Origin of the sequence: Ruegeria conchae (assembly GCF_000192475.1) — a bacterium.
Classification (GTDB): Bacteria; Pseudomonadota; Alphaproteobacteria; order Rhodobacterales; family Rhodobacteraceae; genus Ruegeria; species Ruegeria conchae.
The window spans coordinates 261,005-283,998 of sequence record NZ_AEYW01000001.1; the positions used below are offsets into that span (position 1 = coordinate 261,005).

Consider the following 22,994-nt stretch of genomic DNA (forward strand, 5'->3'; position numbering starts at 1 on the left):
CGAATGGTGCGCGTGAAGTAGGGCCAGATTAGCCCATAGGATATCTCCAGTGTAGCTCAAACGCGTATTAATACGGGTTTGTTATGACGTAAACTTTGTGCTCAATACGACAATCTGACGAGTTTGGGAGGATCGCCGGATGACAGCCACACCTATCTACCAGCAACATCTGGATAAAACCCCGGCGAATTTCACGCCGTTGTCTCCGCTCAGCTATCTTGAGCGAACGGCAGCAGTGTATCCGGATTACCCATCCGTTGTGTATGGTGAACGCCGGTATAGCTGGGCAGAAACCTATGCGCGGAGCCGACGTCTGGCCAGCGCGCTGACTATGCGTGGCGTAGGCGTGGGCGATACAGTCTCGATCATCGCGGCCAATATTCCCGAGCTTTACGAGGCCCATTTTGGCGTGCCCATGGCCGGCGCGGTGCTGAATGCGATCAATACACGGCTGGATGCGCCGATCATCGCCTTCATTCTGAACCATGCCGAAGCCAAGGTTCTGCTGGTTGATCCTGAATTCTCGGGCGTCGTGAAACTGGCGCTGGAGCAGGTGGATCATGACCTGCTAGTGATTGATATCGAAGATGACAGCTTTGACGGTGGCGAGCGGCTGGGCGATCTGACCTATGAGAGTCTGCTGGCCGAGGGTGATCCGGAGTTCGAATGGTCTTTGCCCGCAGACGAATGGGATGCGATCACGCTGAACTATACCTCGGGCACCACCGGCAACCCCAAAGGTGTGGTTTATCACCACCGGGGCGCGGCACTGAACGCGACCTCGAACATCCTGACATGGGGGATGCCGCAGCACTCGGTTTATCTGTGGACCTTGCCGATGTTCCACTGCAACGGCTGGTGCTTTCCCTGGACGATGGCGGCCAACGCGGGCACGTCCGTTTGTCTGCGTGCTGTGCGGGACGAGCCGATCTATCGCGCGTTCCGGGAAGAGGGCGTAACCCATTTCTGCGGTGCTCCGATTGTGCTGAATATGCTGGCCAACGCGCCCGATCATCTCAGGGATTTCACGCAGCAGATCAAGGCGATGACTGCTGGCGCGCCGCCACCTGCCAAGGTGATCGAAGCGATGGAAGGGATGGGGGTCGAGGTTACCCATGTCTATGGGTTGACCGAGACTTATGGCCCATCTGTCGTCTGCGCATGGAAGGACGAATGGAACGAGAAGGGCGCGGAAGACCGCGCCGCGCTGAAGGTGCGTCAGGGGGTGAAATATGTTGCGCTGTCTGGCCTGATGGTCGCCGACCCCGAGACGATGGAGCCTGTTCCGTCAGACGGCGAAACCATGGGTGAGATATTCATGCAGGGCAACATTGTCATGAAGGGCTATCTCAAGAACGCCGAGGCGACGGACAAAGCCTTCAAAGGCGGGTGGTTTGCCTCGGGCGATCTGGGGGTGATGCATCCGGATGGCTATATCGCGCTGAAGGATCGATCCAAGGACATCATCATCTCGGGCGGTGAGAATATCTCGTCGGTTGAGGTCGAAGACACGCTTTATAAACATCCGGCCGTGATGGAGGCAGCCGTGGTGGCCCGCCCGGATGAGAAATGGGGCGAAACGCCCTGTGCCTTTGTTGAATTGAAGCCGCAGGCAGAGGCGAATGAAGCTGAGATTATCGCCTTCTGCCGGGATCACATGGCCCATTTCAAAGCCCCCAAAACGGTTGTCTTCGGGGCGCTGCCGAAAACGTCGACAGGGAAGATACAGAAGTTCATCTTGCGCGATCGCGCGCGTGAGCTGGGTTAGTCGAAGATCGACAGGTCAAGCGCCAGCATCTCGCCCATCCAGATCGCGCGATCCCGGTGATCGGCCAAGTGATCGCCGGTTTCTGGATGCGTAAAGATGGTCAGCCCTTGCCGGTTCAGGATCAGCCAGGGAAAGACCTGCTCAAAGACCTCAGAGGGAAAGCCCAGCTGGCAACTCCAACGTGGGTGTGGGCCAACGTTACGCGCATGCATGCGGCCCATCTGCACGGTGGGAAACAGACGCGCTGCCTCTTCACAGACCTGCTGTGCAGTGTCCTGCGTGTCGGCATCGAAATAGACATGGGCGTGGTAACCGGTGATCTCGGGCATGGGGGTCTCCGTCTGTCGTTGCGGAGAACCTAATGGCGACCCGAGCGCTTGTGCAACCGCATCGCCACACAGACCCTGTGCGCCGGATCAGAGCGGAGCGTGAAGGTCGGGATGGGCTGCGGCAAAGGCAGAATGCTCAGCGCACACAGCTTCGACCGCCAGCAGGCGGGGCATATCCGTAAGGTCAACCTCCCAGCGGTGCGCGTTATAAAGCTGCGGGATCAGGCAGATATCGGCCAGACCGGGGGTGTCACCGGTACAGAACGGGCTTTGATCAAAGCCGCCTAGCAGCGATTCAAACGCGAGCAGACCCGGCCGGATGAAGTGACGCATCCAGTCGCCGGGCATGTCGCCTGCACCATTGCTAAGCGCGGTGGCATGTTTGGCAACCGACAGGTTGCAGACCGGATGGATATCCACCGCGATACTGTGTGCCAATGCCCGCGCGGCTGCTCGCTTGGCCGGATCGGTTGGCAGCAGGCCCAGATCGCGGGTCTCATCCAGATAATCGATGATCGCCAGCGATTGGGTTAATCGAACCCCATCGATATCCAGCACCGGGACCAGACCCTGCGGGTTGCGTTCCAAATGATCCGGGGCGCGATGCGCCCCGTTCACCAGATCAACGATGACCGGGCGATAGGTGATCCCGGCTAAATTGAGCGCAATCCGCACCCGGTAACTGGCGGACGAGCGCCAGTAGTCAAACAGAACCACTTCGGACATATGATGGTCAGCCTTTGCTTAGTTCCTTGGCATGCAGCCAGTCGGCATGCTGAGGAGCCCGTTTGGTGCGCGACCATTCTTCGAGCATATCCCACTTCACCGAATCCAGCCGGGCTAGCATGGCCTCTTCCTCGGGGTCGGGGCAAGCCAGTTCCACCCGGTGACCGTTCGGATCGAAGAAATAGATCGAATGGAAGATCGAATGATCCGTGACACCCAGAACCTCGACCCCGTTGGCTTCGAGATGGTCCTTGAACGCGATCAGCTCATCGCGGTCCTTCACCTTGAACGCGATGTGTTGCACCCAAATTGGCGTGTTTGGATCGCGCCCCATCTCCGGCTTGGTGGGCAGTTCAAAAAACGCCAGCACGTTGCCGTTTCCAGCATCCAGAAACAGGTGCATGTAAGGATCGGGCTCGTGGGTCGAGGGCACATGGTCTTCGGCAATCGCCAGAATGAAGTCCATGTTCAGCATCTTGCCGTACCATTCCACCGTCTCTTTCGCATCCTTGCAGCGATAGGCGACGTGGTGAATTTGATCGATTTTCATGAGGCTTACTCCTGTTTTAGCGCTGCGGCCTCAAGCGCCTGCTTCAAGATTGCATTGTCGCCAATGTGGTTCGCCAGTACCAGCACGAGGCGTGCGTTGAACGCATCGCTTTCGGATTTCTCAAGCCCTTCATGGGCCGCCACCAGATCGGCATAGAAATCGTCGGCCTGGGTCAGGTTGGGTGAGAGGATCAGTTCGGCCATGTCGCTTACTCCTTGCCTGTGGCGCGGCGCACCGCGTGCCGGAATGCGTTTTCTTCGTAAGTGTCGCGGCGGGCGGCCACGTGCTGATCGGGTCGGATCAGATAGACCGCTCCGGTAGCATCGCCCAGATAGCGGCGCTTTAGCGTCAGGGTCGGGTCGTCTTTGACCGAGAGTGCCAGGCGTTTGACGGTGATCCCGTCGACCTCGATCTCATCCGGTGCATCGGCGTCGATGGTCAACAGCGTGAACCGTCCGGCCAGTTTCGGCAGCAGAAAGTCATCACCCAAAGGCGCATCGGGACAGGACGCTCCGGGGCGCGTCTGCGATGGTCCGTTCAGCGCATCCGCCGAATTCAGTGGCGAGCCATCATAGACGCAAGGCACGCTGAGCCGACCTGAATTCACCATCGGTCGGGCAAAATCATAATGTTCACTCAGGTCCAATACCGCATCGCGCAGGATGCGGGACATCTGCGATTTCGGGGTGATGAAATCGGTCGAGCGGGTCGAGTTCAGGATGTTTTCGTCCGCACCGTGAATGCGTTCCTGATCGTAGCTGTCCAGCAGCGACTCTGGCGCTTTGCCGTCAATCACCAGTTTCAGCTTCCAGCACAGGTTGTCGGTGTCCTGAACGCCAGAGTTTGCACCCCGTGCCCCAAACGGGCTGACCTGATGCGCGCTGTCGCCTGCAAAGATCACGCGGCCGTGGCGGAATTGCTCCATCCGGCGGCACTGGAAGGTGTAGATGCTGACCCATTCCAGTTCGAAATTTACATCCTCGCCCAGCATGGCCTTGAGGCGTGGGATCACGTTCTCCGGGCGTTTTTCGCGTTCCTTGTCGATGTCCCAGCCCAGCTGCAGGTCGATGCGCCAGACGCCATCGGGTTGCTTGTGCAGCAGCGCCGATTGGCCTTTGTTGAAGGGTGGATCGAACCAGAACCAGCGTTCCGAGGGGAAATCGGCCTCCATGATCACATCGGCGATCAGGAAATTGTCCTCGAACACGCGGCCCACGAAATCCTTGCCCATCATGGCGCGCATAGGTGAGCCCGCGCCGTCGCAGGCGATCACCCAATCCGCCTCGATGGTGTACGAACCCTCGGGCGTTTCGACCTCAAGCTTGACGTGATCAGGGTGGGTTCCGACTGCTTCAACCTTGTTGCGGCCGCGGATTTCGATCGGAGCGCCCTGCGCCTGCAATTCGCGCACGCGGTCGACCAGAAACTGCTCGAAATAGTATTGCTGCAGGTTGATGAAGGCGGGGCGCTGATCGCCGCTGTCGGGCTGCAGGTCGAACTCGTAGACCTGACGCTCGTCGAAGAACACCTTGCCCTTGTTCCAAAGAACACCCTTGTCCACCATCGGCTGCCCGCAACCCAGACGGTCGAGGATTTCCAGCGGGCGTTTGGCAAAACAGATGGCGCGGCTGCCAAAGCTGACCTTATCGTTGTCATCCAGCACCAGCACCTCGACCCCTTGCTGAGCCAGATCAATGGCGGCAGCCAGACCCACCGGACCGGCACCGACAACGATGACCTTGTGGCGCACGGGCGCGGGCGCGGATTGGTCCGGGCTGGCCTCGTAAGCATAAAGTGGAACTTCAAAGATCTTGTTCACTCTCTCTCTCCCATTTCTGGCGCATCGGGCGCACCTCGTCTGTTCTCCTGCACAGTTGCGCCGGAGGTCTCGCGTTAGAGTTTCACCGTCAAATCCGGGCCGCCACGATCTGGATCAAATTCGGCCCGGAAATCTTAGCCCTGCAGGGCCTCCCACATCTCCAGATCGCGCTGGGCGGTCCAGATACGGGGTGTGTCGATGCCGCGGGCCTCGTCATAGGCGCGGGCGACATTGAAGGGTAGGCAGTGTTCGTAGATCGCGTAGTCGGCGAATTTGGGATCGCATTCGGCGCGAACCGCGTCCCATGCTTCTTTCAGGCTGCCACCACGCGCCGCGACCTTGGCCGCCGGGCGATAGGTGCTTTCGACGAAATTGCGGGTGTTTTCGATGGCCGCATTGACCATGTCCTTACCGACCAGAGCGTCGCCGCGACCCGGAGCAATGGCGTCGACGTCAAACCACTTGATCTCATCCAGCGTATCGCCCCAGTCGCTGAAATGCCCGTCGCCGCAATAGCAGGCCGAGTGGTATTCGACGATATCACCGGTGAACATGACATTCTGATCGGGCACATGGATCACGATATCGCCTGCCGTATGGGCGCGACCCAGATGCATCAGGTCGATCCGGCGGTTGCCTAGATAAACGGTCATGGTGTCGCTGAAGGTGGTGGTGGGCCACGTGAGGCCCGGGATGCTCTCATGCCCTTCGAATAAGCGGGGGAAGCGTTGGAATTCGCTGTCCCAATCCTCCTGACCCCGTTCAACTACCATGGCGCGGGCCATGTCCGACATCAGGATTTGCTGCGCGCCAAAAGCGCTGGCGCCGAGCACACGAACTGCGTGGTAATGCGTTAGCGCCACATGGGTGATCGGCTTGTCCGTGACCGAGCGCACGCATTCGATCACCTTGTCGGCCAGACGCGGGGTGGCCTGCGCCTCGACAATCATCACGCTGTCATCGCCGATGATCACTCCCGAGTTTGGGTCGCCTTCGGCGGTGAAGGCGTAAAGCCCTTCGCCCACCTCGGTGAAACTGATTTTCTTTTCCGACATGTCCCCCTGGGACGCGAATGCCTTGGCCATCTCTCAATCCTTTTGCAAAAACTCGAGCCGGTTTCCGAAAGGGTCTTCGGTGAAAAACCGGCGGCGGTCATTTAGTGTTGTGTCCCAGCGCAATTTCTGACCGTAACTTTCGATCTGAGCGGCGATCGCATCCAGATCATCGACGGCGAAACCCGGATGGGCTTTGCGGGCTGGTGAGAAGTCTTTCTCGACACCCAAGTGAAGTTCGCACTGACCCAGCGCCAGCCAGAGGCCACCACGCGCGCGCAGGGCTTCGGGCTTTTGCAGTTCGCTCAACCCCAGAGCATCGCACCAGAATAACCGGGCAGTGGATTCGCCACCTTCGGGAAGCGCGATCTGGATATGGTCGAGCTCAAACATCAATCAGCGCGCATAAGGGTCGCTTAACGCTGGCAGCACTGTGCCGGTGCAATCACCGAACCCGATGGAATAGCCGTCGCCTTTGGCCGCGCCGGTCAGGGTCAGGGTGTCCCCGTCCTCGATGAAGCTGCGGGTCTCGCCGGTATCCAGCGTCAACGGTTCTTTTCCACCCCAGCTGAGTTCCAGCAATGAGCCGCGTTCCGGTTTGGTCGGGCCCGAGATAGTACCGGATCCCAGCAGGTCGCCTGTGTTCATAGGGCAGCCAGACGTCGAGTGATGCGCCAACTGCTGTGCCGCCGAGTAGTACATCTCGCGGTAATTGGTCCGTGCGATGGTCGTGGCGTCTTTGCCTTCGGGCGCCATGGTCACGGCCAGATCAATGTCATACAGCATCGGTCCGCAATCTTTCAGGTGATCCAACAGGGCGAACTCACGATCTGGCGTGTCGCAGCGAAATGGCTCCAGCGCCGCTTTGGTCACGATCCACGGGCTGATTGAGGTCGCTGTCGCCTTGGCCTGAAACGGCCCCAGCGGTTGGTATTCCCACGCCTGAATATCGCGCGCGGACCAGTCATTCAGCAGGACGTATCCAAAGATGTTGTCATCGGCTTGCTGCACAGAAATCGGGCCGTCAGACGGTGTGCCGACGATAGCGCCCATCTCAAGCTCGATATCAAAGCGGCGGCAGGGCAGGAAGGCGGGCAGGTCCTGATCGGGGGATTTCAGTTGACCCCAAGGGCGGCGGATATCGGTGCCCGAAACAACCACCGACGAGGCGCGCCCGTTATAGCCGATGGGGATGTGCAGCCAGTTCGGTGGCAGCGCATTTTCAGCGCCGCGGAACATGGTGCCAACGTTCTGGGCGTGATGGCGTCCCGCGTAGAAATCGGTGTATTCACTGACGGCAAAGGGCATATGCATCTCGGCCTCGTCCTGCGGGATCAGCAGGCCTTCGATCTTGTGCTGCGCGTCTGAGCCTTCGGCCAGCAGAGCGATCAGGCGGTCGCGCAAGGCGGCCCATACGGCAGGGCCTTCCTCCATCAGCGGATTCCAAAACGGCAGATCAAAGAGCGGCTCGTCCGAGAGTGCGATCAGCCCATCGACCTCGGCGGCGGTGACGTCGAAGATCATATCACCGATAGCCACCCCACAGCGGGGCTCGGTACTTTCTGTCGAGAACACGCCATAGGGCAGGTTGTTCAGTGGAAATGGGTGATCGGCGGAATTGGCCGATGAGACCCAGGATTTAACTAAAGGCATCTTGTCTCCAAACCTTTGTTCGCGGCCAAGATTTTTCGACGAAAAATCTTAGGTCTTGAGCGGTACTTACTTCTTGCCCGGCGTCCCGTCGAATTTCTTTTCGATGTCGCTCCAGCAATCGATGTAATCGTCCTGCAGCGGGGCCTCGGTTGCGGCAAAACCGGTCAGGTGCTGTGGGAAGCGGGTTTCGAACATGAAAGACATGGTGTTTTCCAACTTATCCGGGCCGAGGTTCGAATTCGACGCCTTTTCAAAAGCTTCCTTGTCGGGCCCGTGTGGGATCATCATGTTATGCAGGCTCATGCCGCCCGGGATGAACCCTTGCGGTTTGGCGTCGTACTGACCGTAGATGTTGCCCATCAGTTCGGACATGATGTTTTTATGATACCAGGGTGGGCGGAACGTGTCTTCCATAACCATCCAGCGCTCGCGGAACAGAACAAAGTCGATATTGGCCGTGCCCGGCTGACCTGAGGGTGCGGTGAGGACGGTAAAGATCGACGGATCGGGATGGTCGAACAGGATCGCGCCGACCGGGCAATAGGTGTTCAGATCGTATTTGTAAGGCGTGTAATTGCCATGCCATGCAACCACATCCAGCGGGCTGTGACCGATCTTGGTGATGTGGAACTGCCCGCACCATTTGATCGTCACGGTCGAAGGCACTTCGCGATCCTCGAACGCTGCCACCGGAGCTTTGAAGTCGCGTGGGTTCGCCATGCAGTTGGCCCCGATCGGTCCGCGCCCGGGTAGTTCGAACTTCTGTCCGTAATTCTCGCAAACGAAACCGCGCGCGGGGCCTTCCAGCACTTCGACGCGATAGAGCAGCCCACGTGGGATAATCGCGATCTCCTTCGGCTCTAGATCGATGATACCCATTTCGGTGGCAAATCGAAGCCGACCCTCCTGCGGGACGACTAGCAATTCTGAATCTGCCGAAAAAAAGTACTCGTCCACCATCGATTCTGTGACCAGATATATGTGGCTCGCCATTCCGACTTGGGTATTCACGTCCCCGGCCGTGGTCATGGTGCGCATGCCGGTCAGCCAGGTCAGGCCTTCATCCGAATGTGGCACTGGATCCCAGCGGTATTGGCCCAGAGAGATCACGTCCGGATCAACGCAGGGCGCTGATTTCCAGAAAGGCAGGTCGATTTTCACATATCGATGCGAATGCTTCACCGAAGGCCGGATGCGATAGCACCACGTGCGTTCGGGCGGGTTGGCAGTGAAGGCGGTGCCGCTCAGTTGTTCACCATATAACCCATAGTTACATTTCTGCGGGCTGTTCATGCCCTGCGGCAGCGCGCCGGGCAGGGCCTCGGTCTCAAAGTCATTGCCAAAGCCGGGCATATAGCCGGGATGGGTCCCAACAGGGGTGCTGGCCTGGGTCATCTTATGCGGATCGGTGGGGCGATTCATCGGGCGCTCCTTCAAGTTGCTGCTTGTCGGATAATAGTTGATTTTGTAACTAACAAGGATGACACAACAGAATAATGACGAAAAAGATGAGTTTGATTTGCGAAATTTCCTGCCATTCCTGTTGAATCAGGCGGCCGAGGAAAGCTCGCTCGAATTTCAGCGCGTCTACAAGAATCGATATGGGATGTTGCGTACCGAATGGCGGGTGCTGTTTCACCTTGGGAATTATGGTGAGCTGACGGCCAAGGAAATCGGCTTGCGCGCGAAGATACATAAGACCAAAGTCAGCCGCGCTGTGCGCAAGCTTGAACAGCGCCGATATCTGAAACGGACGCGGGACGAAAACGACCGCAGAGTTGAAAGACTGACGCTGACAACCTCTGGCCAGAGTGTGTATCGTGAGCTACGCGGAATTGCGCGCGATTATGACGCTAAGCTTGCAGCCCATTTTACGACCGGCGAAGCCGCATTGCTGCGCATGATGCTGCGACGCCTAGCTGGAATGGAATAGCACTCTGGTAATCTGGGGCAATGATCCCCAGATCAACGCCATAACAAACACAGGACTGTGAAATGACCAAGCCGGAGTCCCCAACGGCAAAATCCCATAATCTGATCGATTGGCTTGTTGCCCGAGGTTTGGAAGGGGCTGACAAAGAAGAGCTGCTGGACGGTTACTGCAACCGTCTGGTCGATCTTGGCGTGCCTTTGATGCGGTTCCACGCAGCGCAACCGGCATTGCATCCGGTCTACGGTGGCACTGGATACAGCTGGTATCAGGATCGCGGCGGTGATTTCCAAACTTTCGAATACTCCGAGGAGCCCAGCGAGGTTTGGACCAAAAGCCCGCTCTATGTAATTCTGAACGAGGACGTCGACGCGATCCGCGAACGTCTTGTCGATCAGAATGAACCCAGCCGATTTCCATTGCTGAATGAATTGCGGGAAAACGGTGCCACGGACTATTACGCGACTGGTATTAGCTTTGACGTGCCCAGCCAAACCAACCCGCACGATGCAAAAATGTCAATTGATGGCGTGCTGATGTCCTGGGCCAGCAACGCGCCCGAAGGGTTCGGCGACGATGATCTGGAAGTGATCGAAACTGCGCTGCCACACTTGGGTTTGGCCTTGAAGTCGGCCTCGAATGCGCGGGTGTCTAAGGACTTGATGCGGGTTTACCTGGGACGTGATGCCGGGCGGAGGGTCCTGTCCGGCGAAATCCGCCGGGGGTCTTTGCAGCAAATCGATGCGGTGATCTGGAATTTCGATCTCGAAGGTTTCACCAGCCTGTCGGAAGAACTTCCCGGGATTGAAGTCATTGACATGTTGAATGACTACCTCGCTGCTGTGGTGGATGTGGTTCATCAATGTGATGGAAATATTCTGAAATTTATGGGCGACGGGGTTATGGCGATGTTTGATGTGGGCGAAATTGATGCCGACGCCCGTGCCGCTCTGGCTGCCGCGACAATGCTTCAGGAGCGTATGGCCGAGCTGAATAGCCTGCGCAAAGAGCGTGGGCAGCCGGTTTCGAACTATACGTTAGCCCTGCATGCGGGCGAGATTCTATATGGCAATATCGGTGCCGACAGCCGTCTTGATTTTACCGTCATCGGCCCGACCGTGAACCAGACATCCCGTATCGCCGGGATGCATCGTTCGTTGGGGCAACGAATATTGATCTCGGATGATGTGGCCCGTGCGGCTCAGCCTTGCGATCAGGAACTGATCTCAGTTGGGCGCTATATGCTGCGAGGTGTGGCAGAGCCGAAAGAGCTGTTTACGGTCTACCATGCAGCGAACTAGATCGTGATAGGCGATAAAATATCCCGGGTGTAGGCTTCCGATGCGGAGTTGGTTGACGTAGAGGCGACCGAAAATCTATCATTGTACCGGAACGGAGCTTTTCTTCAGTTCTTGATACAACATTGAACTATCGCAATTTAGAAAAATGCAACTCTTTAGTTTTGGTATTGATCAGTTGGGAACCTGTACGAGTGATGGCACTAAAAATTCCAAAATTCTCAGTGGATTATGCCCCGAGCGATAAGGTTTATGGTGGCAGAGCCGCGACCGCTACTCTTACATCGACCTGCCTAAATCGAGGGCAGAGTGCAAGCAAAAGCGATTGTGTGATCGTTGATGAATTCAATACAAACTGGAATGTGCGCGACTTCATCAAGATTTCAGATGTTAACGCCGCTGTTTCCAGCCTTGATGTCAAAAAGATCGAACGAATGCGATCGGTCGATTCCATACTCAAAGAGCTCAAGCTCACGGGTATACTTGAACTTGCGGATTACGCGGAACTGAACTCGCAGCGGTGGGTTCGTGGCCACTTATTAGCGCAAAAACTGGGTGGGTCTGGAAAATCCGAAAACTTGGTGCCGCTGGATCGCAACAAAAATGCTGTTATGGAGAAGTTTGAAACCTCTTTATACAATTTTTTCAAAGCCGCAAAAAACGCTGAGAAAATGTCGGCTAGTAAACACTATGTTCGTGTTGAGCTGAAAATCAAAGCCGAAGGCAATATGTCACCCTGGTTCAGCAATTGTTCTGATAGAGTAAAAAGAAAGTTAAGAAAACTCCCAGAGAAAATCACCTACAAGATTAAGACAGAGTACGTTGAAGCGAGCACGGGCAAAGCTCAATCAGCCCCGCCCAACAAGAACTACCCTAGACCTTTAAAGGCTCCACCACCGTTGAGCCTCTAAAAATCGATCTCAACCCCCGGCAGGTTCAATTCTTTCATCATGTCGCGCAATTCCTGCCGCGCGGCGATGTTCGAGATATTGAGCTGTTTGACGCCAATATCCTTGAGGTCCAGCAGGGTCAGCCCGCGCGGGAAAAGTTCGCGGAAGATAACCCGTTCAGAGAAACCAGAAGCCACCCGGAAACCGATGCGCTGCGACAGCATCTCGATGGCGCGTTGCATCTTTTCCTTATTGACCATGCGCTGCGTCCCGACCCGGTTACGCACCACCACCCAGTCGATCGGTTTCAAGCCGGCCTGAGCACGCAATTGGCGGGCGTTCCAAACCATTTCGGAATAGACCGACGGACCAAGGATTTTCTCACCCTTGGAATCGATCCGCGCCAGCAAGTCGAAATCGATGAAACTGTCGTTCAGCGGCGTAACCAGCGTATCGGCCAGTGAATGGGCCACCTGGCTGAGTCGCGTATGCGATCCGGGGCAATCGATCAGGATAAAATCGCTGTCACTTTCCAGCTCTGCAACGGCAGCCGACAGGCGGTGGTCATATATATTCTCGCCGGGTTTCAGCGCGCTGGCGTCAATCTCGGGCAGGTCGTGATGGCGCGGACTGGGCAGAGACAGGTCCGAGCCGTTGAGGAAGTTCAGGCGATTCTCGAAATACCGGCCCAGACTGCGCTGCCGCAAGTCGAGATCAAGCGTGCTGACCTTATGCCCCAGTCGAGCCAGGGCAGTGGCAACATGCATTGACACGGTCGATTTACCTGCGCCGCCTTTTTCGTTCCCGACCACGATGATATGTGCCATGCCTGTATTCCCAAGTCCCGCCGTGTTTATCTACACGTTGTGGCAGCCACTATATGTTGTGTGAGCGTGGAAGGGAAGAACCTCGGGCCGTCCCGAGTAGCTTTATCAGGCTCTATTTTGGAAAAACGCGTGATGGGTAGGGTTTAGTGTAAATCCTTGCCAATCAGACGCCCGTATTTCACTGTCGGGATCGAGGAATTGTGATTAAGGACAGCAATTGGACCATCTGTTTTTGAACGTCCTGAACGTGGTTCTGCCCGTCCTGATTTGTGCTGGAATCGGTTATTGTCTGGCACTAATCCGTGCTCCGTTCGACAATAAGGTCATTGGTGGAATCGTATCGAGGGTCGGGTATCCAACCTTGATCATCTCGCACTTGTCGACCACCAAAATCGCGGTCGGCACGTTTCTTGACGTGATGACAGCAGCCGCTTTGGCGATCGCAGGATTTGGAGTGTTGGGGTTTGTCGCGCTCAAACTGATGCGGTTGCCAGCGCGGGCGTTTTTAACGCCGCTTATGCACGGCAATGTCGGCAATATCGGTCTTCCCATAACCTTACTGGCGTTGGGGGATGCCGGCATGGCTTATACGATGGGATTTGTGGTTGTTGTGCTGATCAGTATTTTCACGATCGGTATGTGGATTCCGGCTGGGGAGTTCTCACCCAGAAAACTTGCTACATCTCCGATCATCTACGCGGTAGCGCTGTCTCTGGTGCTGATGGCCACGGGCTATAGCCTTCCACAACCGGTTGCCAAATCCTTTGACATACTGGGTGGTCTCTCGATTCCGTTGATGCTGCTGACGTTGGGGCACACGCTTGCAACGCTGCGGATCATAAGCCTTGGGCGCGCTGTATTGCTGACCGCGTTGCACCTGGTGATGGCCATGGTGATTGCAAGCGCGCTGGTCTGGTCTTTCGGCTTCACAGGGGCCGAGCGGGGGGCGGTGATCTTGTGCTGCCTGATGCCGTCTTCCGTCGCAACCTATCTATTCATTGATCAACATGTACCGGAATACGGGCCCGACGTGGCCGGCTTCATTCTGGTTTCAACCCTGACCACGATTTTGGTGTTGCCGGTGGCACTGTCCTACTGGGTCTGAAGTGGGCAAAGCTCGCCTAGCGGAAAAGCTATACGCACCAACGAAAAATCGTTTAATAATAGGAACAACACAGCGCTAAGCTATGCGCCACGAAGGCCAGCAGGCTATTCCTGAACGAGGAGTACACAGATGCCAGCAAGCGTCACTGATGACAATTCAGGCTCGGGTGGGGGGCGTCTGGTTCTCATAATGACGGCGCTGTGCATGATGGTAGTTGGGTTCAATTCGACCGCCGTTGCGACGATCCTGCCCAACCTGAAAACCGAATTTGATCTGTCACCATCCAGCCTGCAATGGGTGATGGCAATCTATACGGTGGTGAGCGCCACACTTGTTACCATCGTTAGCCGGCTGGGTGATATTACCGGCAAGGTCGGCGTATTCTTTGCCGGGATGATTGTGTTTGCCCTTGGCTCTGCCCTGGTGCTGCTTTCGCAGGATGCTGCCATGTTGTTGATAGGCCGAGGGGCTCAGGGCGCAGGAGCTGCGGCGTTGTTTGGCACCTCTCTGTCATTGTTGACGGCGGCGACGCCAGAAGATCAGCGGGCCAGCGTAACCGGCGCCTGGGGTGCGATCGTTGGGTTGGCGATCGGTGTGGGTCCGATCTTGGGCGGCGCGTTCGCGCATTACCTCAGTTGGCGGGGCGTGTTTGCCACCGATCTCGCGCTGCTGCTGGTTGCATTTCTGGTCGGGTTACGGGTGAGCAAGGAACATTATGTACCTGACACGCGCCTTGCTGGTGCGAAGTTTGATATGGCTGGTGCCGTTGCTTTGGTCCTTCTGCTCGGTCCGCTGTCCTTCGCTCTTAGCAATGGCGAAAGCCAGGGCTGGACCTCCAGTTCGACACTTATCCCGCTCTGCGTTTCAGCGATTGCGGTGATTGCGTTGATTATCACCTCGCGCCGAAGCGCAGACCCTCTGATCGAGCTACGTTATTTCCGTCATCCCCGCTATTTCATGGCAGCGGCGGGGATGTTCATCACCGGCTTCGCGCTGTTTAGCTTCTTTGTCTATTTCAACGTGTTTGTGCAGTCGCCTGATGCATTTGGCTTATCGGCCGTCGGCGCAGGTGTGGCGATCCTGCCGTTGAGCCTCAGCATGTTCGTTGTGTCCGTGATCGCGCCGCGCTTTCTGGCACCCTATAGCTTCCAATGGCCCGTGATACTTGGCATGGGTTTCATGGCCTGTGGTTTTCTGCTGTTGACCACGACGACGAACACGACCGGCATGGGCGGGATCTGGTGGAAGCTGCTGATCATCGGCACCGGGCTTGGCATCGGGTTTTCATTGCTGCCTCGTCTCGGGTTGCGCTTGTTGCCAGAAGAGCACATGGGGCAGGGCTCGGGTGTGGTGAACGCGTTCCTCTATTTTGGTGCGACCCTTGGTGCCGTGGTCGGTGGGCTGGCCGAGGCGATCACCACCCGTCGGGGTCTGTCCGAAGTGATCGCCGCATTACCCGCTGGATCAGAGCAACGGGCCGATCTGGCTCATGCGTTGACCCATGGTACAGCCAGTCAGGTACAGCAGCTTATCGCTGGGCTTGATCCGGATACTGGCGCAACACTGGCACGTGCTCTGCGTGATCTTCAGGATGATGCTTTTGACAGTGTGATGCTGATCGCTGCCGGTGTCGCACTGGTTGGGATGCTGCTGGCATTGTTGCTGCTCAGAGGGCCCGTTCCGCCTGTGCATAGCGCGGTAAACCTGACCCGATAGCGCACGGTTTCAAGTGCGATTCTGGGTTTGGGGCTTACTTCATGCTCTGAGTTGAGCATCGCGAAAACACAACTGGTACGTCCGGAAGCACAACTTTTGTGAATAGCGGCTACCGGAACTGAGGTTATGATGTGGATGTACTGGTATTGGAAAAGTTAATGAGTCTATTTGGTATCACGAAACGGTTTCTGTATGTCCTCTTATCACTGTGTACCTTGCCCGTATGCACTTTGGCACAAGATTCCTCGGCTTCGGGCAAATGGCCAATAGATAGGGTGCTGTCCTATGCACCGACACCTGATCTGAGTTGGCTCAATCATAAACCTGCCGGGTTTCACGGAAAAATTCTAGCGCAAGACGGTGCATTGGTGTTTGAGGATGGGACGCCAGTCCGTTTTTGGGGCGTTAATCTACAGGCATATGCGTTATTTCATACCAACCTGAATTCAGTCGAACTGCATGCCCAAAGGATGGCGCGGTTGGGGATTAACCTTGTCAGAATTCACCACCACGATTCTCATTGGGTGGGTCCTAACGTCTTCGGGTCAGATCCCTCTGATACGCTTAACCTCGACCCAGCGTCGATGCAAAAGCTTGACGCTTGGATTGCAGCGCTCAAGCGGCAAGGAATTTACGTATGGCTTGATCTCCATGTAGGTCGAAGGTTTACGCAGCAGGACGGAATTTCCGGGTTCGATGAGATTGCTGGGGATGACGATATTGCCGATGTCAGAGGCTTTAACTACATCTCGCCCAGTATTGAGGCGCGAATGATCGAATTCCAGAACGCCTATTTGCGCCACGAAAATTCTTTGACGGGTCTTACGTATGCCGAGGACCCGGCAGTTGTCGCCGTGATGTTGACGAACGAAAACGACCTTACGCATCACTTCGGCAATGCTCTCCTCCCGAATAAGAATGTACCTATGCATAGTGAACTATTCATGGCTATGGCAGATGAATTTGCGCGCGGCAACGGGCTTGATCCCGATGAAACCTGGCGGACATGGGAGCACGGCGACTCGAAGATTTTTCTGAACGATCTTGAACGCCGTTTCAACGAACAACTGATCCCCGTTGTTCGCGACACCGGATTTGAAGGTCTGATCTCGACAACGAGCCTTTGGGGCGGGATGACAATCGCGGGTCTGCCATCGCTGACCGTTGGGTCCATAATCGACGCGCATAGTTATGGAGCAGTTGGTGAAATCGGTTTTGACCCGCGCCAACAGAGTGGTTTTTTGGAATGGATCGCGATCGCGCAGGTCGAAGGTATGCCGCTTAGCGTTTCAGAGTGGAACATTGGGGAGTTTCCCGCAGAAGATAGGTTCATCACGCCGCTCCGTGTTGCGACGAGCGCAGCGCATCAAGGCTGGGATGCCATGATGATCTATGGCTACTCACAGCAATCTCTGAACCGATCAACGTCGCCAAACAATTGGAGTATGGCCGAAGATCCCGGGATGATATGGATGATGCCCGCCGCAGCCCTTCTGTTCCGGGAAGGCCATGTCAAGCAAGCCGAGAATACGTACGCGATTTGCTTGGATGAGGACACGTTCTTTGGCCGTCCTGTGTCTCCGGAAACATCAGTTGCCATACGGACAGTGTTTGAACAAAGCAGGTTGGTAACATGTATGCCCGAGACTCGTGCATTGCCGTGGCTCGCGGCGACCAAATTGAACCGCGACGAATACGGCCCGCTTGATCTCGACAGATCATATCTGGCAGAGGATGCCACCGTTGTTGCCGCAGATACGGGCGAGTTTCAGCGCGACTTTGGCAATGCCCGGTTCACGGTGGACACGGTAAAGAGTCAGATTGTGGCAGGCCTTTTCCATGACGAGGTAATTACGACCAGAAATGTTGTATTCGACATCACGACACCCATGGCGGCGGTGGCAGTTCAAAGTCTGGATGGCAATGACATTGCACAATCGCGTCAGATTTTGATCTCGATTTCAGGGCGAAGTGTTCCTGTCGAACCTCAATCAGCTGCCTTCCGGGTCGAACCGGTTACGGGCATTTTGCAGATTACCGCCTCCGCTGACCTCAAACTGAGGTCCGTTGATCCGGGTCGGGCTCTTCCTCCAAAGGCGCATCAATATGAAAATGGCAGGCACATAGTTGACCTGACAGAGCTTAATGGTGCGCGCTGGCTTTATCTTGATCTGTTGCAATAAAAAAGACCGCCCCAAGGGACGGTCTTTTGAATTCGAGCGGTTTGGGATTAGAAGCCCAGACCTTCGTATTTCTTCTTGAACTTCGACACGCGGCCGCCAGCGTCCAACAGGCGCGACGAGCCACCAGTCCATGCCGGGTGCACGGAGGGGTCGATTTCCAAGGCCAGCTGGTCGCCTTCGGCACCCCAGGTGGATTTCATCTGAACCACGGTGCCATCGGTCATTTTGACGTCGATGACGTGATAATCGGGATGGATGTCTTTTTTCATCTTTCCGCTCCTTACGCTTCGGCGCCAGCCTTGGGCTTGTAGTTGGTGACCTCTGCGATACGCGCGGATTTACCACGGCGCGAGCGCAGGTAGTACAGTTTGGCGCGACGGACGCGGCCACGGCGGACAACGGTGATGCTGTCGATGTTGGTCGAATGCAGCGGGAACACACGCTCCACACCTTCGCCAAACGAGATTTTGCGAACGGTGAACGAACCGGCGATGCCGTTGCCACCTTTACGTGCGATGCAGACGCCTTCGTAGTTCTGCACACGGGTACGTGACCCTTCGGTCACTTTAAAGCCGACACGGATGGTGTCACCGGCTTTGAAATCGGGGATGTCTTTCCCCAGGGCGGCAATCTGTTCCGCCTCAAGCTGTGCGATTAGGTCCATCGCAGTTACTCCTATCTGCTCGTGGTTGGTCCACGAAGTTTGGGCACGGGCTGAGAGCTCTTGGTCTTCACCGGGTCCTGCGTACAGCCCGCCAGAGGTCAGATCGAATGTTCCTTTTGGTCCGGTCCGCCCTGTCGCGCCGGGGCCGAAGAAAGCCGGGCGTCACGTCAGGATGCAAACCAAAACACCGGAGTCGCGTAACGCGGCACCGGATTGCGCTGCTTTAAGGGCTTTGTGTGCAGGGATCAAGCCTAAACTGACACGATTCGCTGCGGACGCCGGTGTGTTTTCGCCATCGGTCAAATACATCGTTGCCTTGGCGGCCAGATCAGGCATTCTGGGTTCAATTATCAGAGCAGAAATTTGATACAGGACCAAAAGATGCGCAAAGCACTCCTGCTGGCCGTCATAGCGCTTGCACTCGTCTCATGTGGCCGCCGCGGCCCCCAGCCTCAGGCGGTTGAACCACAGGCCTTTGCGGACACGACCCCGCCTTCGATCATCTATCCCGCGTTTGGTGACGCCGACCCGCATGAATGGGAGGGCCGCCATCCCGGCCATTACCCGGTGCACGGGCTTGATGTATCGCGCTGGCAGGGACCGATTGACTGGCGTACCGCCCAGAAATCCGGTGTCAGTTTCGCATTCATCAAAGCCACCGAGGGCGGAGATTTCACCGACCCGATGTTTGACGAACACCGGCGCGGTGCGCAGGGTGCCGGGGTGCCCTGGGGCGCTTACCACTATTACTATTTCTGCCGCCCGGCTCATGAGCAGGCCCGTTGGTTCATCCAGAACGTGCCCAAAGGGGCCGATCTGCCGCATGTGCTGGACATGGAATGGACGCCGCATTCCAAAACCTGCACCCTGCGCCCAGATGGGCGAACCGTCCGGGCCGAGGCAAAAAAATTCCTGGATATTCTGGAACGCCATTATGGGCGCCGCCCGATTGTCTATACAACGGTCGACTTTTACCGCGACACCGACATTGGCCGGCTGCCCAAGACCGAGTTCTGGCTGCGTTCGGTCGCCGGACATCCTCGCAATGTTTATCCAAGCGCGATCTGGCGTTTCTGGCAATATACCGGCACAGGACTGGTGCCGGGGGTTCAGGGCAAGGTCGACATCAACACCTTTAATGGTACGCCTGAGACTTGGGCGCTCTGGAAAGCGACCCGCTAGCCTTAGTCGTTGTCCTTGGATTTCTGATATGCGCCCCAAAGATCGGGCCGTCGTTCGCGGGTGATCTCTTCCGACATCTCATGACGCCAGTCCGCGATGCGACCGTGGTGGCCCGACATCAGAATGTCCGGGATCGGACGGCCTTTCCAGTCTGCGGGGCGGGTGTATTGCGGATGCTCCAGCAGGCCGGAGGAGAAGCTTTCCTCCTTAGCCGAAGCCTGATTACCCAAAACGCCAGGGATCAGCCTCACCGTAGCGTCGATCAGGGCTTGCGCCGCGATCTCACCTCCGGTCATGACGAAATCGCCCAAGGAAACTTCTTGCACGCCGTAATGCTCAAGCACCCGCTCATCGACGCCCTCGAACCGACCACAAAGCAAGGTCATGCCATCGCAGCGCGCCAGACTCTGCATCATCTGCTGGTCCATCCGTCGCCCGCGTGGGCTTAGGTAGATCAGTGGCCAGTTGCCCCGGATGCCCGCCATCGTGTGCTCGATGGCCTCGCCCAGCACATCGGCACGCAGGACCATGCCCGCACCGCCACCTGCAGGGGTGTCATCCACATTGCGATGCTTGCCAACCCCGAACTGGCGCAGATCGACGGTTTCCAATTGCCACAGCCCTTCCTGCAGAGCCTTGCCGGTCAGGCTTTCGCCCAGCACTCCGGGAAAGGCCGAAGGGAAAAGGGTGATGATCTTGGCCTTCCACACCCCATGCAGATCGGGCGTCGGCGTCATCAACTCGCGCGGCTTCAGCGTCGGGCGGATGGCTTTACGGCCATGGGACTTTCCGGGTTTCTCTGTCATTTTGAGCCGATCAGGTCATTTTGGACGCGTTGAACCAGAGCAGCCTTTTGTTCGATCAACGCAGCGTCGTCCAGATCGGATCTGTTTATCTCCAACATTTGCTGCAAGATATCTTCAGGTAGACGTGGGTTCGAACGCGTCGGGCCAACCAGTTCGCCAGCCTTGTCCGGGGGCAGGTCAAGGAATTCGGCAAATGTATTTCCGGGTCCATAGCGCAGGCCCTGCAGGTCTTCCAGCCATTCGGTTCGGACGGATACCGAGGGCAGGCGATCCCGCACCGCCTCTGCCGCGATCTGGGGTGAGGGCACGGGTACAAGCCGCGCGCGGAAGGTTTCAAAATCCTGAATCAGGCGCGAGCGTTGCAGATCATGCGCCCACAGGCTGCGTAGCCAACTGCCGCGTTGTCGCAGCGAGTAGTAGAGGTTGATATGCACCTCTTCCCCCGCAAACCGATCCCGGATCAGGCCAACCAGACAAGAGGCAAGCTCGGGCGCGGCTTCATATCCCACCGCGACATTGCGGCTGGGGCGCAGGCCAGAGAAATTCTCTTCGCTCAGAACCAGTCCGCGCTTCTGGCCGAATTCCAGTGAATTCAGGAAGTGCCGCATCTGATCCTTGAAATCGCTCATCGCGCCGGGGGTGCCGTAGACGGAATAGCGTGTGGCTGCTTCGGACAGGCCGGTTTTGCGGGTCCGATAGGGCAGGACCAACGCATGGTGCGGCCAGATCAGTGACCGGTTTTCGAACAGAAAGGACTGTGCCGCCGTTGTCCCGGTCTTGTGCAGACCCAGATGCAGCAACACGCGGCGCATTACAGCAGGCCCTCAGGCGGATCGGCGATGATGCGGCCCTTGTCGAGATCAACGGTCGGAACGGATTCGAGTGTAAACGGCAGCAGCACGGTGGCCTTTAAGCCCGGCCCGTGTAGTTCCAACAGATCCGCCGCGCCGTGATTTTGAACCGATTTCACCCGGCCCAGCAGGGTGCCGCCGGTATCATAAACCTCAAGCCCGATCAGATCGGTGTGGTAAAACTCATCATCCGGTAGCGAGGGCAATTGATCGCGCCGCGCATAAAGGCGCAGGCCATTCAGCGCATCCGCTTCTTCCTTGGTCTCAACCCCACCCAACCGGGCGGCAAAACCGTTCTTGATCGCGCGGGTCAGGACCACGGGATAGCGGTCTTTGCCGGTCTCGTCGGTCAGCGGCGAATAGCCCTCGATATCTTCGGGGACGGCGCAGAAGCTTTTCAGCCGCACCTCGCCGCGCACACCGTACGAGCCCGCAATGCTGCCCACGCAGATCAGATCACTCATTTTGACCATCCGTCACACATAGCCCGTCCCGCCATTGCCCGATCACCTCGCACGCCTCGCGCTGGTTCGAGCGTTCGAAGAATACGCCCACAATAAAGGCGATCGCCAGCAGGATGGGAAGCCGTAACAATCCGAACATGTCTAGCGTACCCCGATGGGCAAAGTGTCATTGCGGTCTTCCCAGCCGACCTGCTCCAATTCAGGCGTATCCGAAAAACTTTCGGGCAGGCCTACACAAAAATAACCGATCAACCGCCAGTCCTCAGACACATCCAGATCGCGCGCCATCTGGTCGGGATCGAGAATTGACACCCAACCCAGCCCCAACCCCTCTGCCCGCAAGGCAAGCCAGAACAGGGTGACGGCTGAGACCACAGAATAGCGCCGCATCTCGGGCATAGTGCCCGCGCCCAGACCTTGGCCTTTGTCGGTGGCATCGTCGCAAAACACGGCCAGCTGCACCGGGGCTTCTCTCATCCCGGACAGTTTCAACTGGCTATAAAGCAGCGCCTTTTCGCCGGAATACCCGGCCAGCGCCTGTTCGTTTGCGGCTTGGAAATTCTTCAGCGCCGCGTCACGCGCAGCCTGAGTTTCGACGCGGATCACACGCCAGGGTTCGCTCAGCCCCACTGAAGGGGCCAGTCGAAACGCGTCGAGGCAGCGCATAAGCACTGCCTCGTCTACCGCGTCCATGCGGAACCGGCGCACATCGCGCCGGAGCCGCATCAACAGATCGAACTGCGTGCGAAAATCGTTGGTAAAAGCCTGATCCCGCACGCGCCCGCCTGCTTATTCTTCTGCCGCAGCTTCTTCAGCCGGTGCAGCAGCAGCTTCAGCGGCCTCAGCAGCTTTGGCCGCTTTTTCTTCTGCGCGTTCCTGAGCTTTCTTGCCCGGAGTACCCTTGTTGGGGTTGTTGCGCTCGGCCTTGTCGCGTGCGCCAGCAGCTTCCAGCATACGTGCGATCCGGTCGGTGGGCTGTGCGCCCTGATCCAGCCAGTACTGGATGCGCTCCATGTTCATTTTCACGCGCTCTTCGCTGTCTTTCGGCAGCAGCGGGTTGTAGGTGCCCAGTTTCTCAATGAAACGGCCATCGCGCGGCATACGGCTGTCAGCCGCAACAATGCGATAGAAGGGACGCTTTTTCGAGCCGCCGCGGGCGAGACGAATTTTCATTGCCATGG

General features: G+C 57.1%; 27 protein-coding genes. 8 read left to right on the forward strand and 19 right to left on the reverse strand.

The annotated features are described in order from the left end of the window. Positions 1 to 139: 139 nt before the first annotated feature. Positions 140 to 1,768, forward strand: coding sequence for an acyl-CoA synthetase (locus G7G_RS0101370; RefSeq protein ID WP_010437551.1), 1,629 nt, complete (start codon positions 140 to 142; stop codon positions 1,766 to 1,768). Here the strand turns inward: G7G_RS0101370 and G7G_RS0101375 are convergent. From G7G_RS0101375 to hmgA, 9 genes are all read right to left on the reverse strand, one after another. After that, positions 1,765 to 2,097 carry a DOPA 4,5-dioxygenase family protein gene (locus G7G_RS0101375; RefSeq protein ID WP_010437553.1) on the reverse strand — a complete coding sequence of 111 codons (333 nt, stop codon included), beginning with the start codon at positions 2,095 to 2,097 and terminating at the stop codon, positions 1,765 to 1,767. The genes G7G_RS0101370 and G7G_RS0101375 overlap by 4 nt on opposite strands. A gap of 87 nt (positions 2,098 to 2,184) precedes the next feature. After that, positions 2,185 to 2,823 (reverse strand): maleylacetoacetate isomerase, encoded by a 639-nt coding sequence (gene maiA, locus G7G_RS0101380; RefSeq protein WP_010437555.1) that lies wholly within the window; start codon positions 2,821 to 2,823, stop codon positions 2,185 to 2,187. Between the two features lie 7 nt (positions 2,824 to 2,830). Further along, positions 2,831 to 3,373: a VOC family protein gene (locus G7G_RS0101385; RefSeq protein WP_010437557.1), complete on the reverse strand. Its 543-nt coding sequence runs from the start codon at positions 3,371 to 3,373 to the stop codon at positions 2,831 to 2,833. Between the two features lie 5 nt (positions 3,374 to 3,378). Beyond that, the gene (locus G7G_RS0101390; protein WP_010437558.1) at positions 3,379 to 3,576 is read right to left on the reverse strand and encodes a DUF2783 domain-containing protein; all 198 of its coding nucleotides are present in this window, start codon (positions 3,574 to 3,576) and stop codon (positions 3,379 to 3,381) included. A gap of 5 nt (positions 3,577 to 3,581) precedes the next feature. After that, entirely contained in the window at positions 3,582 to 5,192 is a 1,611-nt protein-coding gene (locus G7G_RS0101395; protein ID WP_010437559.1) for an FAD-dependent oxidoreductase, read from the reverse strand. Between the two features lie 134 nt (positions 5,193 to 5,326). Continuing rightward, a complete protein-coding gene (locus tag G7G_RS0101400) occupies positions 5,327 to 6,277 on the reverse strand; it encodes an MBL fold metallo-hydrolase (RefSeq protein WP_010437560.1) in 951 nt (316 codons plus the stop codon). A gap of 3 nt (positions 6,278 to 6,280) precedes the next feature. After that, positions 6,281 to 6,637, reverse strand: a complete 357-nt coding sequence (locus G7G_RS0101405; RefSeq protein WP_010437561.1) for a VOC family protein — start codon at positions 6,635 to 6,637, stop codon at positions 6,281 to 6,283. 3 nt (positions 6,638 to 6,640) lie between these two features. Continuing rightward, positions 6,641 to 7,897, reverse strand: a complete 1,257-nt coding sequence (gene fahA / locus G7G_RS0101410; RefSeq protein ID WP_010437562.1) for a fumarylacetoacetase — start codon at positions 7,895 to 7,897, stop codon at positions 6,641 to 6,643. Positions 7,898 to 7,963: 66 nt separating this feature from the next. Then, complete coding sequence (gene hmgA, locus G7G_RS0101415) at positions 7,964 to 9,319, reverse strand: homogentisate 1,2-dioxygenase (RefSeq protein WP_010437563.1); 1,356 nt, start codon at positions 9,317 to 9,319, stop codon at positions 7,964 to 7,966. A 58-nt stretch (positions 9,320 to 9,377) separates the two neighbouring features. Between hmgA and G7G_RS0101420 the strand changes: the two genes are divergently transcribed. The 3 genes from G7G_RS0101420 (at position 9,378) to G7G_RS0101430 (ending at position 12,036) form a co-directional block, all read left to right on the forward strand. Next, the gene (locus G7G_RS0101420) at positions 9,378 to 9,830 is read left to right on the forward strand and encodes a MarR family winged helix-turn-helix transcriptional regulator (protein ID WP_010437564.1); all 453 of its coding nucleotides are present in this window, start codon (positions 9,378 to 9,380) and stop codon (positions 9,828 to 9,830) included. 62 nt (positions 9,831 to 9,892) lie between these two features. Beyond that, positions 9,893 to 11,128, forward strand: a complete 1,236-nt coding sequence (locus G7G_RS0101425; protein WP_010437566.1) for an adenylate/guanylate cyclase domain-containing protein — start codon at positions 9,893 to 9,895, stop codon at positions 11,126 to 11,128. A 122-nt stretch (positions 11,129 to 11,250) separates the two neighbouring features. Beyond that, positions 11,251 to 12,036: a DNA/RNA non-specific endonuclease gene (locus tag G7G_RS0101430; protein ID WP_139056584.1), complete on the forward strand. Its 786-nt coding sequence runs from the start codon at positions 11,251 to 11,253 to the stop codon at positions 12,034 to 12,036. On the opposite strand, the gene G7G_RS0101435 is transcribed toward G7G_RS0101430, so the two are convergent. Further along, the gene (locus tag G7G_RS0101435) at positions 12,033 to 12,842 is read right to left on the reverse strand and encodes a division plane positioning ATPase MipZ (RefSeq protein WP_010437571.1); all 810 of its coding nucleotides are present in this window, start codon (positions 12,840 to 12,842) and stop codon (positions 12,033 to 12,035) included. The two genes, G7G_RS0101430 and G7G_RS0101435, sit on opposite strands and share 4 nt — an antisense overlap. A 217-nt stretch (positions 12,843 to 13,059) precedes the next feature. Here G7G_RS0101435 and G7G_RS0101440 point away from each other — a divergent pair, with 217 nt between their 5' ends. The 3 genes from G7G_RS0101440 to G7G_RS0101450 all read left to right on the forward strand — a co-directional run bounded on the left by G7G_RS0101440 (position 13,060) and on the right by G7G_RS0101450 (position 17,846). After that, positions 13,060 to 13,947, forward strand: a complete 888-nt coding sequence (locus G7G_RS0101440) for an AEC family transporter (RefSeq protein ID WP_010437572.1) — start codon at positions 13,060 to 13,062, stop codon at positions 13,945 to 13,947. Between the two features lie 129 nt (positions 13,948 to 14,076). After that, positions 14,077 to 15,663: an MFS transporter gene (locus G7G_RS0101445; protein WP_010437575.1), complete on the forward strand. Its 1,587-nt coding sequence runs from the start codon at positions 14,077 to 14,079 to the stop codon at positions 15,661 to 15,663. 275 nt (positions 15,664 to 15,938) lie between these two features. Beyond that, positions 15,939 to 17,846 (forward strand): cellulase family glycosylhydrolase, encoded by a 1,908-nt coding sequence (locus G7G_RS0101450; RefSeq protein WP_037320585.1) that lies wholly within the window; start codon positions 15,939 to 15,941, stop codon positions 17,844 to 17,846. 47 nt (positions 17,847 to 17,893) lie between these two features. Here G7G_RS0101450 and rpmE read toward each other — a convergent pair whose 3' ends face one another. The 3 genes from rpmE to G7G_RS24340 all read right to left on the reverse strand — a co-directional run bounded on the left by rpmE (position 17,894) and on the right by G7G_RS24340 (position 18,846). Continuing rightward, complete coding sequence (rpmE, locus tag G7G_RS0101455) at positions 17,894 to 18,115, reverse strand: 50S ribosomal protein L31 (RefSeq protein WP_010437577.1); 222 nt, start codon at positions 18,113 to 18,115, stop codon at positions 17,894 to 17,896. A gap of 11 nt (positions 18,116 to 18,126) precedes the next feature. Beyond that, positions 18,127 to 18,510, reverse strand: coding sequence for a 50S ribosomal protein L19 (rplS, locus tag G7G_RS0101460; RefSeq protein ID WP_010437578.1), 384 nt, complete (start codon positions 18,508 to 18,510; stop codon positions 18,127 to 18,129). 162 nt (positions 18,511 to 18,672) lie between these two features. Continuing rightward, the gene (locus tag G7G_RS24340) at positions 18,673 to 18,846 is read right to left on the reverse strand and encodes a hypothetical protein (protein ID WP_010437579.1); all 174 of its coding nucleotides are present in this window, start codon (positions 18,844 to 18,846) and stop codon (positions 18,673 to 18,675) included. A 45-nt stretch (positions 18,847 to 18,891) separates the two neighbouring features. Between G7G_RS24340 and G7G_RS0101470 the strand changes: the two genes are divergently transcribed. Then, on the forward strand, positions 18,892 to 19,692 hold the full coding sequence (locus G7G_RS0101470; protein ID WP_010437581.1) for a glycoside hydrolase family 25 protein: 801 nt from the start codon (positions 18,892 to 18,894) through the stop codon (positions 19,690 to 19,692). Between the two features lie 2 nt (positions 19,693 to 19,694). Here G7G_RS0101470 and trmD read toward each other — a convergent pair whose 3' ends face one another. Genes trmD through rpsP form a run of 6 tightly spaced genes read right to left on the reverse strand, consistent with a single transcriptional unit; the run spans position 19,695 to position 22,992 of the window. Then, the gene (trmD, locus tag G7G_RS0101475; protein ID WP_010437583.1) at positions 19,695 to 20,498 is read right to left on the reverse strand and encodes a tRNA (guanosine(37)-N1)-methyltransferase TrmD; all 804 of its coding nucleotides are present in this window, start codon (positions 20,496 to 20,498) and stop codon (positions 19,695 to 19,697) included. Then, entirely contained in the window at positions 20,495 to 21,310 is an 816-nt protein-coding gene (locus G7G_RS0101480) for a hypothetical protein (protein ID WP_010437585.1), read from the reverse strand. The genes trmD and G7G_RS0101480 overlap by 4 nt, the downstream gene beginning before the upstream one ends. Beyond that, entirely contained in the window at positions 21,310 to 21,813 is a 504-nt protein-coding gene (gene rimM / locus G7G_RS0101485; RefSeq protein WP_010437587.1) for a ribosome maturation factor RimM, read from the reverse strand. The genes G7G_RS0101480 and rimM overlap by 1 nt, the downstream gene beginning before the upstream one ends. Beyond that, positions 21,806 to 21,952, reverse strand: coding sequence for a hypothetical protein (locus G7G_RS24495; protein WP_010437588.1), 147 nt, complete (start codon positions 21,950 to 21,952; stop codon positions 21,806 to 21,808). The genes rimM and G7G_RS24495 overlap by 8 nt, the downstream gene beginning before the upstream one ends. Positions 21,953 to 21,954: 2 nt before the next feature. Continuing rightward, positions 21,955 to 22,590 (reverse strand): 5,6-dimethylbenzimidazole synthase, encoded by a 636-nt coding sequence (gene bluB / locus G7G_RS0101495; protein ID WP_010437589.1) that lies wholly within the window; start codon positions 22,588 to 22,590, stop codon positions 21,955 to 21,957. A 12-nt stretch (positions 22,591 to 22,602) separates the two neighbouring features. Then, positions 22,603 to 22,992 (reverse strand): 30S ribosomal protein S16, encoded by a 390-nt coding sequence (gene rpsP, locus G7G_RS0101500; RefSeq protein WP_010437590.1) that lies wholly within the window; start codon positions 22,990 to 22,992, stop codon positions 22,603 to 22,605. Between the last annotated feature and the right edge of the window lie 2 nt (positions 22,993 to 22,994).

Bases quoted from the DNA above. Each gene is read 5' to 3' on its own strand.
- G7G_RS0101420 (WP_010437564.1), top strand. From the start codon at position 9,378: ATGACACAACAGAATAATGACGAAAAAGATGAGTTTGATTTGCGAAAT.
- G7G_RS0101445 (WP_010437575.1), top strand. From the start codon at position 14,077: ATGCCAGCAAGCGTCACTGATGACAATTCAGGCTCGGGTGGGGGGCGT.
- hmgA (WP_010437563.1), bottom strand. From the start codon at position 9,319: ATGAATCGCCCCACCGATCCGCATAAGATGACCCAGGCCAGCACCCCT.
- G7G_RS24495 (WP_010437588.1), bottom strand. From the start codon at position 21,952: ATGTTCGGATTGTTACGGCTTCCCATCCTGCTGGCGATCGCCTTTATT.
- maiA (WP_010437555.1), bottom strand. From the start codon at position 2,823: ATGTCCGAAGTGGTTCTGTTTGACTACTGGCGCTCGTCCGCCAGTTAC.
- rpsP (WP_010437590.1), bottom strand. From the start codon at position 22,992: ATGGCAATGAAAATTCGTCTCGCCCGCGGCGGCTCGAAAAAGCGTCCC.
- G7G_RS0101425 (WP_010437566.1), top strand. From the start codon at position 9,893: ATGACCAAGCCGGAGTCCCCAACGGCAAAATCCCATAATCTGATCGAT.
- trmD (WP_010437583.1), bottom strand. From the start codon at position 20,498: ATGACAGAGAAACCCGGAAAGTCCCATGGCCGTAAAGCCATCCGCCCG.
- G7G_RS0101390 (WP_010437558.1), bottom strand. From the start codon at position 3,576: ATGGCCGAACTGATCCTCTCACCCAACCTGACCCAGGCCGACGATTTC.
- G7G_RS24340 (WP_010437579.1), bottom strand. From the start codon at position 18,846: ATGCCTGATCTGGCCGCCAAGGCAACGATGTATTTGACCGATGGCGAA.
- G7G_RS0101480 (WP_010437585.1), bottom strand. From the start codon at position 21,310: ATGCGCCGCGTGTTGCTGCATCTGGGTCTGCACAAGACCGGGACAACG.
- G7G_RS0101370 (WP_010437551.1), top strand. From the start codon at position 140: ATGACAGCCACACCTATCTACCAGCAACATCTGGATAAAACCCCGGCG.
- fahA (WP_010437562.1), bottom strand. From the start codon at position 7,897: ATGCCTTTAGTTAAATCCTGGGTCTCATCGGCCAATTCCGCCGATCAC.
- G7G_RS0101375 (WP_010437553.1), bottom strand. From the start codon at position 2,097: ATGCCCGAGATCACCGGTTACCACGCCCATGTCTATTTCGATGCCGAC.
- G7G_RS0101400 (WP_010437560.1), bottom strand. From the start codon at position 6,277: ATGGCCAAGGCATTCGCGTCCCAGGGGGACATGTCGGAAAAGAAAATC.
- G7G_RS0101435 (WP_010437571.1), bottom strand. From the start codon at position 12,842: ATGGCACATATCATCGTGGTCGGGAACGAAAAAGGCGGCGCAGGTAAA.
- G7G_RS0101470 (WP_010437581.1), top strand. From the start codon at position 18,892: ATGCGCAAAGCACTCCTGCTGGCCGTCATAGCGCTTGCACTCGTCTCA.
- rplS (WP_010437578.1), bottom strand. From the start codon at position 18,510: ATGGACCTAATCGCACAGCTTGAGGCGGAACAGATTGCCGCCCTGGGG.
- G7G_RS0101385 (WP_010437557.1), bottom strand. From the start codon at position 3,373: ATGAAAATCGATCAAATTCACCACGTCGCCTATCGCTGCAAGGATGCG.
- rpmE (WP_010437577.1), bottom strand. From the start codon at position 18,115: ATGAAAAAAGACATCCATCCCGATTATCACGTCATCGACGTCAAAATG.
- G7G_RS0101405 (WP_010437561.1), bottom strand. From the start codon at position 6,637: ATGTTTGAGCTCGACCATATCCAGATCGCGCTTCCCGAAGGTGGCGAA.
- rimM (WP_010437587.1), bottom strand. From the start codon at position 21,813: ATGAGTGATCTGATCTGCGTGGGCAGCATTGCGGGCTCGTACGGTGTG.